Annotated in this window: 12 protein-coding genes; 3 read left to right on the top strand and 9 right to left on the bottom strand. The window is 73.3% G+C overall.

The genetic code is table 11. From position 1 onward, the window contains the following. The first annotated feature begins 28 nt into the window (after positions 1 to 28). Positions 29 to 901, top strand: a complete 873-nt coding sequence (locus OUY22_RS30985) for an alpha/beta hydrolase (protein WP_270158778.1) — start codon at positions 29 to 31, stop codon at positions 899 to 901. A gap of 24 nt (positions 902 to 925) precedes the next feature. Here OUY22_RS30985 and OUY22_RS30990 read toward each other — a convergent pair whose 3' ends face one another. The 7 genes from OUY22_RS30990 to OUY22_RS31020 form a co-directional block, all read right to left on the bottom strand. Beyond that, positions 926 to 2,434, bottom strand: coding sequence for a DHA2 family efflux MFS transporter permease subunit (locus OUY22_RS30990; protein WP_270158779.1), 1,509 nt, complete (start codon positions 2,432 to 2,434; stop codon positions 926 to 928). Between the two features lie 35 nt (positions 2,435 to 2,469). Continuing rightward, the gene (locus OUY22_RS30995; protein WP_270158780.1) at positions 2,470 to 5,385 is read right to left on the bottom strand and encodes a BTAD domain-containing putative transcriptional regulator; all 2,916 of its coding nucleotides are present in this window, start codon (positions 5,383 to 5,385) and stop codon (positions 2,470 to 2,472) included. 71 nt (positions 5,386 to 5,456) lie between these two features. Further along, positions 5,457 to 6,185: a cytochrome P450 family protein gene (locus OUY22_RS31000; protein ID WP_270158781.1), complete on the bottom strand. Its 729-nt coding sequence runs from the start codon at positions 6,183 to 6,185 to the stop codon at positions 5,457 to 5,459. A 46-nt stretch (positions 6,186 to 6,231) separates the two neighbouring features. Then, entirely contained in the window at positions 6,232 to 6,888 is a 657-nt protein-coding gene (locus OUY22_RS31005) for a DUF998 domain-containing protein (RefSeq protein WP_270158782.1), read from the bottom strand. Beyond that, positions 6,885 to 8,093: a glycosyltransferase gene (locus tag OUY22_RS31010; protein ID WP_270158790.1), complete on the bottom strand. Its 1,209-nt coding sequence runs from the start codon at positions 8,091 to 8,093 to the stop codon at positions 6,885 to 6,887. The genes OUY22_RS31005 and OUY22_RS31010 overlap by 4 nt, the downstream gene beginning before the upstream one ends. 20 nt (positions 8,094 to 8,113) lie before the next feature. Continuing rightward, the gene (locus OUY22_RS31015) at positions 8,114 to 8,944 is read right to left on the bottom strand and encodes a DMT family transporter (RefSeq protein WP_270158783.1); all 831 of its coding nucleotides are present in this window, start codon (positions 8,942 to 8,944) and stop codon (positions 8,114 to 8,116) included. A gap of 38 nt (positions 8,945 to 8,982) precedes the next feature. Then, entirely contained in the window at positions 8,983 to 9,600 is a 618-nt protein-coding gene (locus tag OUY22_RS31020; RefSeq protein ID WP_270158784.1) for a DedA family protein, read from the bottom strand. A gap of 386 nt (positions 9,601 to 9,986) precedes the next feature. Between OUY22_RS31020 and OUY22_RS31025 the strand changes: the two genes are divergently transcribed. Continuing rightward, positions 9,987 to 11,000: a hypothetical protein gene (locus OUY22_RS31025; protein ID WP_270158785.1), complete on the top strand. Its 1,014-nt coding sequence runs from the start codon at positions 9,987 to 9,989 to the stop codon at positions 10,998 to 11,000. Here the strand turns inward: OUY22_RS31025 and OUY22_RS31030 are convergent. Both OUY22_RS31030 and leuE read right to left on the bottom strand, forming a co-directional pair. Beyond that, complete coding sequence (locus OUY22_RS31030) at positions 10,908 to 11,549, bottom strand: VC0807 family protein (protein ID WP_270158786.1); 642 nt, start codon at positions 11,547 to 11,549, stop codon at positions 10,908 to 10,910. The two genes, OUY22_RS31025 and OUY22_RS31030, sit on opposite strands and share 93 nt — an antisense overlap. A 217-nt stretch (positions 11,550 to 11,766) precedes the next feature. Then, positions 11,767 to 12,426: a leucine efflux protein LeuE gene (gene leuE / locus OUY22_RS31035; protein ID WP_270158787.1), complete on the bottom strand. Its 660-nt coding sequence runs from the start codon at positions 12,424 to 12,426 to the stop codon at positions 11,767 to 11,769. Between the two features lie 149 nt (positions 12,427 to 12,575). Here leuE and OUY22_RS31040 point away from each other — a divergent pair, with 149 nt between their 5' ends. Then, positions 12,576 to 14,405 carry a M14 family zinc carboxypeptidase gene (locus OUY22_RS31040; RefSeq protein WP_270158789.1) on the top strand — a complete coding sequence of 610 codons (1,830 nt, stop codon included), beginning with the start codon at positions 12,576 to 12,578 and terminating at the stop codon, positions 14,403 to 14,405. Positions 14,406 to 14,556 lie beyond the last annotated feature (151 nt).

Genomic DNA, 14,556 nt, shown 5'->3' on the forward strand with positions numbered 1-14,556 from the left:
CGCGGGCCCGGTCCCTCACACTGGAGGGATGAGGATGGAGTTCGCCGTGGACGGCCTGCCGCTGGTCGGTGACCTGCGGGTGCCCGACGGTACGCGACCGCGCCCCGCCCTGGTCCTCACCGGGCCGCTCAGCGGGGTGCGCGACCAGGTGACCGGCCGGTACGCGGAGCTGCTGGCCGCCGAGGGGTTCGTCACGCTGGCCTTCGACCACCGCAACTGGGGCGAGTCGGGCGGGGAGCCGCGCTGCCACGAGGACCCGCAGGGCAAGCTGCACGACCTGCGGGCGGCGGTGTCGTTCCTGCGCTCGCGGCCCGAGGTCGACGGGGAGCGGATCGGCGTGGCCGGCATCTGCCTGGGCGCCGGCTACGCGCTCAAGTTCGCCGCCTTCGACCCTCGGGTGAAAGTGTTCGCCGGGATCGCGGGGGCGTACCACAACCCGTACACGACGCGGACGGGCACGGACTACCAGGCCGCCCTGGCCGCCCTCACCGACGTGCTCGAACGGCAGGACCTGGGCGGTCCCGTGGCCTACGTCCCGGCGGTGGCCGAGGAGGGGGAGGCCGCCATGCCCGGCGCCGAGCTCCTCGACTACTTCGGCACCGGCCGCTCCGCCTCCGCCCACTGGGTCAACCGGGTGACCAGCGCGAGCGTCCGCGAGCTGATCACCATGGACCACATGATCGGCGCTGACTTCCTGTCGCCCAAGCCGGCGCTCCTCGTGCACGGCGTGGCCGACCGGTTCTGCTCGCCCGAAGGCGCCGAGGAGGCGTTCAAGCGGCTGGACGAGCCGAAGCGGCTGGTCTGGCTGGACGCCAGACGGCACGCCGACCTGTACGACCGCGAACCGTACGTGACACAGGCCGTCGCGGCGACGGCGGAGTTCCTGCGCGAGCACCTGTGAGGTGACGCCGCCTCCCCGGCGGGGTCAGTGCGCCCGCGCGAGGTCCTCCTCGGGAATGACCTTGGGCACGCCGCGCAGCCCCACCAGGGCGAGCGCCGCCACCACCACGAGCATCACCGACGTGGTCAGCGCCGTGACGTTGACGGCGTGGACGAAGGCCTCCCGCGCCGCCGCCACGAGCTGACCGGCCTGCGCGGCGGGCAGCGACTCGGCGACGGTCAGCGCCCCGGCGATCGACTCGCGCGCCGCCTCGGCCGGCACCCCGGCGGGCACCTCCAGGCGTCCGGCGTAGGCGCTGTTCAGCACCGTGCCGAGGATCGCGATGCCGAGCGCGCCGCCCAGCTCGAACGAGGTCTCCGAGACCGCCGCCGCGGCCCCCGCGCGTTTCCTGGGCGCGGTGGCCAGCACGTTGTCGTTGTTGACGGTGAACGCCAGCCCGATGCCCATGCCGCCCACCATCATGGCGCAGGCCATGACGGGGTAGCTGACCTCCAGGCCGAGCGTGGAGTAGTAGAAGAACGCCCCCGCGTTCATCAGCAGGCCGAGCGCCACGACGCCGTTCCTGCCGATGCGGCTCACCAGCGGCCCGGCCAGCACGCCGCCGATCGCCCCGCTCAGCCCGCCGGGCAGTCCCGCGAGCCCCGCCTGCAGCGGCGACCAGCCCAGCACGAGCTGGAAGTACCAGGCGAAGAACATCGACATGGCCATCATCGTGAAGATCGCCAGCAGGTTGGTGCCGATGGACGCCGAGAACGCGCGCCGCCTGAAGAGCCGCACGTCGACCAGCGGCTCCGCCAGCCGCGTCTGCCTCAGCACGAAGACCAGCAGGCAGGCCGCCCCCAGCACCCCCGCCGCCACCACGTCCACGTGCCCCAGGCCCTTGTCGGCCACTTCCTTGACCGCGTAGACGACGGCCACGATCCCGGTGAACGACAGCGCCACGCTGAGCAGGTCGACGCGGCCAGGCGACGGGTTGCGCGACTCCGGCAGCACCCGGACACCGGCGACGACGATCAACGCCATGATCGGCAGGTTGATCAGGAACACCGAGCCCCACCAGAAGTGGTCCAGCAGCAGACCGCCGACCAGTGGGCCGAGCGTGAACCCGGCGGCGCTCATCCCGCTCCAGATCCCGATGGCGGTGGTGCGCTCCGCCGGTTCGGTGAACGCGTTCCTGATGATCGCGAGCGTGGACGGCATGATCGTCGCGCCCGCCACGCCCAGCAGCGCCCGCGCCGCGATGAGCAGCTCCGGGTTCGGCGCGTACGCGGTGAGCGCGGAGGCCGCGGCGAACGCGACCGCGCCGATCAGCAGCAGCCGCTTGCGCCCGAAACGGTCACCGAGGTTGCCCATGGTGATGAGCAGGCCCGCCAACGCGAACCCGTAGATGTCGCCGATCCACAGCAACTGGGTGGAGGACGCGCCGAGGTCGGCGACCAGCTGCGGCAGGGCCAGATGCAGCACCGTGAGATCCACGGACAGGAGGAGGGTGGCCAGGCAGCAGATCGCCAGGCAGGACCATTTCTTCGTCATGCCGTCCACGGTCGCGGTGCCCGCTGACCGCGGGCCTACCGTCCGCTGACCGCCTCCGCCGCGGCCGTCAGCCCGGCCGTGATCCGATCCCTCAGCTCGCTCACGCTGTACCAGGCCGTGGGGCACTCCTCGCGGGCCAGCTCCAGCCACGTACGGGCGCCGGCCGCGTCGCCCACCGCGAGCGCCACCTCGCCCAGCCCGCAGTGCGCCCTGGCCAGCATGTCGGTCGAGCCTATCCGCCGGGACAGGTCCGCGGCCGTCTCGTACGTCACCCGCGCCCGCTCCAGCTCGCCGGTGCGGGCCAGGGCGTCGGCACGCCGGCACAGGCCCTCCGCGACGTCGGCCGGCGCGCCCAGCTCCCGCGCCACCTCCAGCGCCTCCTCCGCCCTGACCAGCGCGGTCGCGTGGTCCCCCTGATCACCGGCCAGGTCGGCGAGGGCCGACAGCGCCAGCATGGTGCCCCAGCGCTCGCCCATGGCGCGGAAGGCGGCCAGCGAACGCTCGAACTCCGCCAGCGCGCTGCCGGGCCGGCCCCCGAACTGCAGCAGGAACCCGTACCCGCAGCCGGTGAGCGCCGTCGACCAGGGCGACATGTTCATCGTCGCGGTCAGCTCGCGCAGGTCCGCGACCGTGGACACGTCCGGGGGCGGGCCGGTGAACATGGAGAGCAGCAAGGTGAGGAACTCCAGCCTCGCCGGCATGTAGTCGGTGGTCCGGGAGGGGCGCAGCGCTTCGAGCCGCTCGTTGAGCCAGGCGCCGTTCACGCCGTTCCAGGCCGCCACGAGCACGCACATGGCGTACTCCTCCTCCAGGCCCGCAGGCGGGGTCTCGCCGACGCGGTCCAGCAGCTCCCGCCCGAGGGCCGAACTGACCGTCCGGTGTCCGCGCATCCACCAGTAGCAGGCGCAGAAGCCCACCAGCCGCAGCGCCGCCTCCAGTCGGCCGGACTCGGTCGTCCAGCGTACGGCGGCGTTGAGGTCGTCGCTCTCCGCGTCCAGACGGGCCAGCCACTCCAGCTGCTCGGCGCGGCGCAGATGGCCGTCGGCTTCGACCGCGAGATTCAGGTAGTAGGCGGCGTGCGCCTCGCGGACCGCCTCCGCCTCCCCGGCCTCCTCCAGCCGCTCGGCGCAGAACGCGCGGATCGTCTCCAGCATGCGGAAACGGCCGTCGACGGCCTCCACCAGGGACTTCTCCGCGAGCGAGAACAGCAGTTCCTCGGGCAGCCCGCACACCCGCTCGGCCGCCTCGGCGGTCGCGCCGCCCGTGAACACCGTCAGCCGCCCGGCCATCCGCTGCTCGTCCCCGTCCAGCAGGTCCCAGCTCCACGCCACCACGGCGCGGAGCGTCTGGTGACGCGGCAGCGCCGTCCGGCTGCCGCGCGCCAGCAGCCGGAACCGGTCGTCCAGCCTGGCCGCCACCTCCGCCACCGACAGCGTGCGCAGCCGGGCCGCCGCCAGCTCGATGGCCAGCGGCAGACCGTCCATGGCGTGACAGATGCGGATCACCTGCTCGGCGTTGTCCGGGGTGACCGTGAAGCCCGCCCGCACGGCCGCCGCCCTGTCGGCGAACAGCCGTACCGCCGGATAGTCCAGCGGGTCCGGCGCGTCGGGCGGCGGCAGGCGCAGCGGCGCGACCGGCACCAGCGACTCGCCGGTGATGCCCAGCCCTTCCCGGCTGGTGGCCAGCACCCGCAGCCCCGGGCACGACCCCAGCAGCGTGTCGGTCAGCCGCGCGACCGCCTCGACCACGTGCTCGCTGTTGTCCAGGATGAGCAGCAGGTCACGGCCGGCCAGCGCGGCGACCAGGCGCTCGACCGGCTCCAGCTGGGGCGGCTCCGGCCGGTGCCGGTCGCGGATTCCGAGCGCGGTCAGCACCGCGGGCGTCACCTCGCCTTCCGCGGTCAGGGGGGCGAGCTGCACCAGGCACACGTCGCCCTCGGCCCGCTCGGCCACCTCCAGGGCCAGCCGCGTCTTCCCCGCGCCGCCGGGTCCGACCAGGGTGACCAGCCTGGACGCGGCCAGCTCCGCGCTCACCTGCCGCAGCTCCTCGCCCCGCCCCACGAAACTCGTCAGCTGCGCCCGCGTCCCCAGCTTGACCCCCTCACGACCCCCACGACCGGCTCCACCCACGGCGGACCCTCCCGGCGTCCCACTCACCGGACCGCCCGTCGCGCCGTCCACCGTGCGGGAGGCGTGGTCGGGGATGGGAGGGGCGGCCGGTCCCAGGGCCGGGTCGGCGCGCAGGACCGCCAGGTGGGCCGCCGTCAGCTCCGGCCCCGGCTCGATGCCCAGCTCGTCGCCGAGAACGCGCCGCCCCTCCGCGTACGCGGCCAGGGCCTCCGCCTGCCGGCCGCTTCCGTACAGGGCGCGCATGAGCTGGGCGCGCGGCCGCTCGCGCAGCGGGTGGTCGGCGACGAGCTGGCGCAGCTCGGCGACCACCTCACGGTGCCGGCCCAGCTCCAGGTCCGCCTGCGTGCGGTCCTCGACCGCCGTCAGCCGCAGCTCCGACAGCCGGGCCGCCGCCGCGCCCGCGTGCGGCGCGTCGGCCAGCGGCCTGCCCCGCCACAGCGCCAGCCCTTCGCGCAGCAGCGCCGCCGCCCGCCGCGCGTCTCCGGAGCCGAGCGCCCGCCGGCCCTCGGCGGCGAGCCGCTCGAACCGGATCGCGTCCACGTCCATCGGATCGGCCACCAGCCGGTAGCCCGCCGGGTGGAACTCGACCCGGTCGCGCCCCAGCGCCCTGCGCAGCCGCGACACCTGCGACTGCAGCGCGTTGGCCACGCCTTCCGGCGGGTCCTCCCCGTACAGGCCGGTGGCGAGCCGGTCGGCGTCGATCACCCGCCCCGGCTCCAGTGCCAGCAGCGCGAGCAGCGCGCGGACCCGGGGACCGCCGATCGGGATGGCGGCACCGTCGGCACCCCGCACCGCGGTGGGGCCGAGGATCTCGAAGCGCATGCCCCGATTATCCCGCCCGGCGCGCTACCCCGCCGAGACCCCCGTCCGGCCTCGCCTCGGCCGTGCGGGGCTCAGCGGGTCAGGACCGCCGTCAGCACTCCGGTGGCCAGTGCCGTCGCGTGGCGGTCGGCGGGGCAGGGGCGCACGCCTGCCCCGAACGTCAGGTGCGGCTCGCCGTCGCGGTTGGCGCGGACCAGGTCGATCCGCACCTCGGCTCCGGTCTCCCGGTCCAGCCGCCGGGTCACGGTGAGCGGCGGGTCCAGCCGGAGCGTCCGTTCCAGCGCCCGCGCCACGTCGTCACCCGGCCGGGCCTCCCGCAGCGCGTTGCGGATGAGCCCTTCGGTGGCGTCGTGCGCCTGCAGCAGCAGCGTGACGCGGGCCACCGCGTCCTCGGCGGTACCGCGGCCCGCGAACAGGTCCCGGACCGCCGCGTCGGCCTCCGGCTTCTCCTCGCCGGACAGGTAACCGGGGGCGGCGGTGCGCGCGGCCGAGGCCAGGCCGGGGTCCCGGAAGCCGAGTGCGTGGCCGAGCACCGTCACGGGGACGCCTTCCCAGCGCCCGTCCCGTTCCAGCGTCAGGTCCCTGGCGGCGTCCCGGAGCGTGTCCGGGTCGAGGGCGGCGAGCAGGTCCTCCAGCAGGCGCCGCCGCCCCGCGTGCGCCTGCCCGGTGCTGAACCGGGAGGCGCGGGCGCGCAGCCAGGCGAGCGTCCCCTCCGGGGCGTCCTGCCTGACCGGGGGCGGGATGTAACGGCTGTCGGCGAGCACCGCGAGGGCCTCGGCGTGACGGGTGATGTCGACCATGCGGCCACGCTAGGCGGCAAGTCCTTCGACCCCGGTCGAAACGTCGTCAGGCGGCCAGCCGCTCGGGGCGTTCCGTCACGGCCGAGGCGGGGGCGGGCGCGGCTGCGGGCCGCGGCGCCGCGATCGCCATGACCGCCAGCAGCGCCATGTCCGCCACCACGACGGCCCGCTCCAGCAGCCCGTAATAGCCCGCCCCGCCGATCCACCCCGAGGTGAAGGAGGCGGGATGCGCGGCCAGGTACGCCGCCAGCACCAGCGCGGCGGCCACCGCCAGCGCCCGGACGGCGCTCCAGCGCGCCGCGCCGGCCCGCCCGCGCGCCAGCGCCCAGCCCGCCACCGGCAGGGTGGTGAAGACCACGGCCGCCGACCAGCGGTGGATCTCCCCGGTCAGCGACTTCAGCTCGGCCGTGGCGGGGTCGGTCGGGAAGATCCCGCTGAGCATCAGTCCGGCCGCCGCGGCCAGCAGCAGCACCCGGCTCGCCGCCGTGCCGCGCGGGTCCGACCCGGCCAGCCCGTACGCGAGGGACAGGCACGCCGCGGCCAGCGCGAGCATCCCGAGGAGCGTCGGCGCCAGCCCGCCCGGCACCAGCGCGAAGTGGCTGAGCAGCGGCTGGGCGGGCAGCGCCAGTTCGGCGTAGCCGAGGGCGCAGGCGGACGTCAGCGTCGCCGTGACGGAGACGGCGGTGGCGGCCCGTACGGTCATCTGGTCACCTCGTCATAGATCTGCTCGAACCGGGCGAGCGACGTCCGGTGGTCGTGGGAGAGCGCGAGCGCGCGGCTGGCGAGGCCGAGCCGCTCGCGCAGGTCGCCGTCGGCCAGGACGGCGGTCAGGTGACGGGCCAGGGCCGTCACGTCACCGGGCGGGAACAGGTAGCCGTTGTCGCCGTTGACCAGGTGCGGCAGCGCCATCGCGTCGGCCAGCACCACCGGCAGGCCGGTCGCCATCGCCTCCAGGGTGGCGATGCTCTGCAGCTCGGCCACGCTCGGCATCGCGAACACGTCCGCGGCCGCGTACGCCTGCGGCATCTTCTCGTCGGCCACGAACCCCAGGAACGACACGTTCCCGGCCACCCCGATCCGGTCGGCGAGCCTCTCCAGCTCCTCGCGCCGGTTGCCGCGGCCGACGAGCGCGAGCTGGGCGTCGAGGTCGTTCAGCACGTACGGCATGGCCCGGACGAGGTCGGCGAGCCGCTTCTCCTCGTCGAGCCGGCCGACGAACAGCACGGTCGGCCGGTCGGGCAGGCCGAGCAGCTTGCGCGCCCACGCCTTCGGTTCGGCGTGCGGGTGGAAGCGGGTCAGGTCGATGCCGCAGGAGACGGCCTCGACCTCGCGGCCGAAGCCCTGCTCGGCGAGGAGGGTGGCGGCCAGCGGAGTGGGCGTGGTGACGCGGTCGGCCTTGCGGTAGACCCGGCCGAAGTCGCGCCAGGCCAGCCGGCCCGCGCCCCGGCGCAGCCGCTCGGGGACGCGGCCGAACTGGAAGAGGTTGTCGGGCATGAAGTGGTTGGTGGCCACCACCGGGACGCCCCGGCGGCGGGCGGCGGCCAGGGCGGCCCGCCCGACCACGAAGTGTCCCTGGGTGTGCAGCACGTCGGGGTCGATGGCGGCCATCAGCCGGTCCAGCCGCGCGGGGACCGCGACCCGCATCGTCGGATGGACGAGCAGCGGCGCCGACCGCAGCCGGTGCACGATCACGCCGTCGACCACGTCGGCGGCGGCCGGGCCGTGGTCCGACTGGCACACCACGTGCACCTCGTTGCCACGCTCGGCGAGTCCGGCGGCGAGCCGGTGGGTGAAGTAGGCCGTGCCGTTCACGTCGGGCGGGTACGTGTCGGTCGAGATCATGATCCGCCGCGGGCGTTCGGGCACGGGGGAGAGGTCGGCGTCCGGACGGGTCCGGTGCAGGGGCATCGCCATGGTGGGGTGACTCCTCAGCTTTCGAGAATGCGTCCGGCCCGGGGAGGCCGGTTTTCCAGCGGGGTCGTACGAGCGAGCGCGACGGTCCCGGCGGCGGCCAGCGCCGCCGCCACGATCGGGACCGGGCCGGTGGGGAGGGGTTCGCCGAGCAACAGCGCGCCGAACGCCACCGCGGTGACGGGGTCGGCGATCTGCAACGCGGCGAAGGAGACGCCGAAGTGGCCGACGGCGTAGGCACGCTGCAGCATCATCAGCGCCAGCAGCGCGGGGACGGGCAACGCCAGCAGATAGGCCCAGTTCCAGCCGCTGTCCACCAGCACCCGCACCAGCGTGGCCGTGGCGCCGTACAGGACTCCGGAGGCCGTGGCCAGCAGCGCGGCACGGCCCGCCGGGGAGGCCGGCCGCGAGCCGGCCCACAGCAGCGCCGCCGCGGCTCCGGAGAGGCCGAGCAGGGTGAACAGCTCCCCGAGGTCGAACCGCACCGGCCCGGCCGACTCGGGCACCATCAGGACGAGCCCGATCAGCCCCGCCGCGACCACGGCCGCCGCGCCCAGCTCGGACGTGGTGGGCCTGCGGCCGTGCAGGGTGGCCGCGATCGGCAGCGCGAACAGGAGGCTGGCCACCCCCATCGGCTGGACCACGGTCAGCGGGCCGAGTCCGAGCGCCACGATGTGCAGCCCGCCGCCGGCCAGGATGGAGGCCCCGCCCAGCAGCCAGCGCGGCCGCCGCAGCAGCTCCAGCAGCTTCGGCCGGTCCGCGCCGACCGCCTCGAACTGCTGCAGCGCGGCCCCGAGCGCGAAGAACAGGGAGCCGATCAGGGCGATCACCGCTGCCGGTGCCGTCATGCCTCACTCCTTTCAAGCCGCATGGTCGCCCGGACAGGTCAAACCGACGTGTCCGAGGGGAGCCGCGCGGGGGAGACGCCGATGGCGCTCCGCCTGCGCAGCCAGCGGACGGCCTCCACGACGGCGGTGACGCCGACCGCGAGGCCCAGCCCGAGCAGCAGGCCCTTGAGGGGGTCACGCTCGAACGCCATCCCGCCGAAGAACCCGATCAGCCCCGAGTAGAGCCCCCACGAGATCGCCGCGATCGCGTCGTAGAACGCGAACGAGCGCCGCGGGTAGCGGACGGCGCCCATGGTGAGCGTGGTCGCGGTCCGGCCGCCGGGGATGTAGCGGGCCACCACCAGCACCAGGCCGCCGCGTTCGGCGAGGGCGCCGTGCGCCCACACCATCGCCCTGCGCTTGCGCAGCCGTCGGCCGCCCTTGCGCCCGAGCAGGTAGGAGATGTGGTCGCCGGTGAACGCGCCGATCGCCGCCACGAGGATCACCAGGGCGAGGTTCGGCTCGCCGGTCACCGCGAACACCCCGGCGGTGATCACCGACGTCTCCGCGGGCACGATGGGGAAGAACCCGTCGAGCAGGGAGAGCGCGAACAGCGCCAGATAGAGCCAGGGCGACGACATCACCTGCTGGAGGAACTCCAGGACGGTGTGCGACATCAGGTGAACTCCCATCGGTAGGCGCGCCCTCCCACCCTGACCGTGAGAGGTGCCGGCGGACATCGGGGATGTCCCGGGGTCGGACGCGGGCTCTCCCCCGAGCGGGGTCAGGGCCTTGCCGTGCGAATCCAGGAACGCCGCAGGTCCCGGCACATCGGCCGATCGGCGCGCGCCGCCCCGACGTTCGTCAGGGCCGGCGGCGCGACCTCCGGCGGACACCTCTCGATCCAAGCGCGCTCGCGCGCCCCGCACACCGGTGCGGGCATCCGTCTTGGCGGTGGGGCCTGCCCTACCGCCGGTGAGGGGGCCGGGCTCCCTCGCGCGGGGGAGGAGGATCCCCTCGCAGGGCGAGGGGCGCGGCCGCCCGGGGCGACAGGCTCGAAGGCATGAACGAGACACCGGCAGCCGGCCTCGGCCGGATCGGCGCGGCGGTCGTGGCCATCGCCGCCATGCTCCCGTACCTCACGCTCAAGATCCTCTGGTTGACGGGCAACTCGCTCGGCGTCACCGATCCCGAGTTCATGGAGGGCTCGGTGATGTACGGCATGAACGCGATGACGTTCGGCATGGAGGCCGTCGCGCTGGTCCTGGCCCTGGGGTTCACCATGCGCTGGGGGATGCGGCTGCCCGCCTGGCTGGTGCTGTTGCCGCTCTGGGTGGGCACCGGCCTGCTCGGCGTGATCGTGCTGGTCACGCCGCTCGGGCTGCTGATCGAGGGGCCCTCCGTGTTCGAGGCGGCCGGGCCGATCGAGCCGTGGGTGTACGTCGTGGTCTACGGCGGGTTCGTCGGGCAGGGGGCCGGGCTCATGACGGCGTTCGCGCTCTACGCCCGCGACCGCTGGCCCGGCGTCCTCACCACCGCCGTGGGGCTGCCGTACCCGTCGGCGACGAGACCGTTCCAGCGGGTGGTCGCGTGGGGCTCGGCGCTGATGGCGGCGGGCATCGCCGCCGTCCGGCTCTTCTGGGCGTTCGGTGGCGGCGGCGGGCTGCCGCCGCAGGTCGCCGACACGATGACCCCGGCCGGCGCGCTCCAGCAGGGGGTGAAGGGCGTGCTGGCGGTGGCGGCGGGCGCGGCGCTGGTCGTGCTGGTGAGGGCGCGCGGGCGGGGGCCGTTCTGGCGGCCGCTGGCCGTGGCCTGGCTCGGGTCGGGGTCGCTGTTCGCCTGGGGGCTGTACGCGATGATCGTCAAGGTGACGGCCGCGCCGCTCGGCGCCGGGTCCACCGCACTGCCCGGCCTGCTGGAGCTGGGCGGCCTGCTGGCCGGGATGGCGATGGGGATGGCTGGAGCGTTCCTGCTGGCGGAGAGGTCAGGTGTGCGCGACGTGCAGCCGGCGCAGCAGCCGCTTGAAGCCGAAGATGGAGACGGTGATCGCCAGGCCGCTTATCAGGGCCACGACTGACGTGCGCAGCACGATGTAGCCGCTGAGCGAGCCCGCCAGCGATTCGTAGATCGCCAGCGCGATGCTCAGGCCTGAGTTCATCAGCAGGACGAACGCCCACAGCAGCGTGATCCGGGCGAAGAACTTGCGCACCCGCTCGTGCTTGAGCACCGCGTTCGGCAGGTGGATGTAGTCGAGCGTGAGCTTCTCCACGAGCGGCCGGTTCAGCCGCACGGACGCCAGGAAGGCGATGCTGATGCAGATGGTGCCGAGTTCGGGCTGGATGAAGTACCACACCCAGGTGCCGGTCCACAGCCCGATGACCGTGCGCAGGGTGATCGCGGCGGCCGCGAGGTACATCGTGGCGGGCACCGGGATCCGCTTGATGAGCCGCCAGGCCACGCCCACGTAGACCCACGAGCAGGTCAGGACGAGGGCCCAGTGCAGACCCAGCAGCATCATCGCGGCATAGAACACGACCAGGGGCGCGACCACGGCTTCCAGCAGCCGGGGGGCGGCCTGACGGGCCAGGGCGCTCAGGCGAGGCAGGGTGACGGGAGGGTGGTTCAACGCTTGCTCCGCAGATAGGCCGACGGGCTGGGACTACCCCGGCTTCGGGCCGACAGGCTTGCCGGAAGGACCGCTCGATGTCACCTCGCGGACACCCTGGCACTGTCGGATCGTCGCATTGGTGGGTTGCCGGGCGCTTACCGGTGGCTTACCGTACCCGAGGTCTCAGACCGCGACTGCCACTTTTGACACGTTCAGAATGGCTGCGGAGGGACGATCAGCTGAGCGACGAGGCCGCGAGCGATGCCCCGAATGCCACGAAAACGGCCCCGACTCCCGAGGTCAGGCCCGCGTTGAGCCGCCGCCGGGCCCGGAACTGGGCGGCCAGGAACGAGCCGCAGAAAATCAGCCCCGTGAGATAGAGCGCGCTGAACACCTGGATGATCGAACCCAGGATCAGGAACGACAGCGCCGGCGTGGCGTAGCCGGGGTCCACGAACTGGACGAAGAACGACACGAAGAACAGGATCGCCTTGGGGTTGAGCAGGCTGATCGCCAGCGCCTTGCCGAACGGGCGCGGGGCGCGCGTCACCCGGTGGGGGCCGGTCGTCACGGCGGCCTCGACGTCCTTGTTCCGCCACGCCCGCCAGGCTCCCCGGATCATCTGGAGCCCCAGCCAGGCCAGGTAGAGCGCGCCCGCGTACTTCACGACGGTGAACAGCAACGGCGTGGAACGCATCAGCGAGGCGGCGCCGACGGCGGAGAGCAGCATGAGCACCGTGTCGCCGACGAAGACCCCGCCGGCCGCGCGGTATCCCTGCCGCACGCCGTGCTGCGCGGCCTGGGCGAGCACGAACAGCGAGTTGGGCCCGGGAAGGAGAATGATCAGGAAGGCGCCGATGACGTACGTCCAGATATCCGTGATGCCGAAGAACATCCCGCCTCGCTCCAGTCCCGCTGTGGTGACGCCTCACATTACCGCCCACTTCCCGGGCGCCGAGATTGGGCCTTCCCTGAGGCAGGAGGCGTCTTCACTCTCAGGTCAGGCGCGCGTCACACCGAGCCCGCGCGCCTGAGGAGGACGAGGTGTACCGCCGATTAGTCATCCTTCTGGCCGCCCTGTCCCTGGCCTGCCTGACCGGAGCCACCGGGGCCGGGGCCGCCGCCGAGCCGCCCCCGAACAAGCAGTACCGCGTCCAGGGCCCGGCGACCGCGCAGCAGCGCAGCGCCGTCGCGGCCACCGGCGCGGCCATCGACGAGGTGACGGACCAGTCGGTCCTGGTCACCGCCACGGAAGCAGAGGTCGCCGCCATCAGGAACCTCGGCTTCCGGGTCGCGGAGGTCCCGCGCCCGAGATCCACGTCCGATGCCGCGGTCGCTGACTTCCCGCCATCGGACTCCGCCTACCACAACTACGCCGAGATGATCGCGTTCATCGACGACCTGGTCGCCGACCACCCGGGCATCGCGAGCAAGTTCACGTACGGGACCTCGTACGAGGGGCGGCAGCTCGTCGGCGTCAAGATCAGCGACAACGTCGGCACGGACGAGGCCGAGACGGAGGTGCTGTTCACCGCGCACCAGCACGCCCGCGAGCACCTCACCGTCGAGATGGCGCTGTACATCATGGATCTGCTCACCGACGGGTACGGCGGCGACTCCAGGATCACCTCCCTGGTGAACTCCCGGGAGATCTGGATCATGCCGGACCTCAACCCGGACGGCGGCGAGTACGACATCGCCACGGGCAGCTACCGGTCCTGGCGCAAGAACAGGCAGCCGAACAGCGGCAGCTCCGCCATCGGCACCGACCTGAACCGCAACTGGGCCTACCAGTGGGGCTGCTGCGGCGGATCCTCGGGCTCGACCTCCAGCGAGACGTACCGGGGCCCGTCGGCCGAGTCGGCGCCGGAGGTCAGGGCGGTGGCGAACTGGGTGCGCGGCCGCGTCGTCGGCGGCGTGCAGCAGCTCAAGTCGCACATCGACTGGCACACCTACAGCGAGCTGATCCTGTGGCCGTACGGCTACACCTTCAACGACACCGCGCCCGGCCTGACGCAGGACGACCGGAACGCGCACGCCACGCTCGGCCAGAACATGGCCTCGACGAACGGCTACACCCCCGAGCAGTCCAGCGACCTCTACATCACCGACGGCACCATCAACGACTGGCTGTGGGGCGTCTACAAGATCTTCAGCTACACGTTCGAGATGTACCCGGTCGGCGCCAGCCCGGGCTTCTACCCGCCGGACGAGCAGATCGGGCCGCAGACCACCCGCAACAGGGAGGCGGTGCTGCGCTTCCTGGAGTACTCCGACTGCGTCTACCGGATCATCGGGAAGGAGTCCCAGTACTGCGGCACCGGCACCCCGCCGACGACCGTCTACTCCGACGACTTCGAGTCCGCCACCGGCTGGACGGCGAACCCGAACGGCACCGACACCGCCACCCTCGGCCAGTGGGAGCGCGGTGATCCCGCCGCCACCTCCTCCTCGGGCGCCAAGCAGCTCGGCACCACGGTCAGCGGCAGCAACGACCTGGTGACCGGCCGGCTGGCCGGCTCTTCGGCCGGCGCGTACGACCTCGACGGCGGCGTCTCCTCGATCCAGTCGCCGCCGATCACGCTGCCCACCGGCGGGACGCTCTCCCTGTCGCTGTCCTGGTACCTGGCGCACGGCTCGAACGCGACCAGCGCGGACTACTTCAGGGTCAGGGTCGTGGGCAACACCACGTCGACCGTCTTCCAGCAGGCGGGCGCGGCGTCCGACAGAGACGCCGCGTGGGGCGTGGCCACCGCGGACCTCACCCCGTTCGCGGGGCAGACCGTGCGCATCCTGATCGACGCGGCGGACGCGGCCACCGCCTCGCTCGTCGAGGCCGCGGTCGACGACGTCCGGATCACGCGGCAGAACTGAACCGTCCGCACCCCGCCGCCGTCAGGTGGCGGGGTGCCGGAGGCGGCGTCGCATTGGGCCTTGTAAGCCCGTGGTGTCAAGGCTACGATCGCCACAACTCTTAGGAAACTTTCCTAACAGATCGGACCCGCACCCCCCGCCTCCGCGCGCC

Source organism: Nonomuraea corallina, assembly GCF_027620315.1.
In the GTDB taxonomy this organism is placed as follows: Bacteria; Actinomycetota; Actinomycetes; order Streptosporangiales; family Streptosporangiaceae; genus Nonomuraea; species Nonomuraea corallina.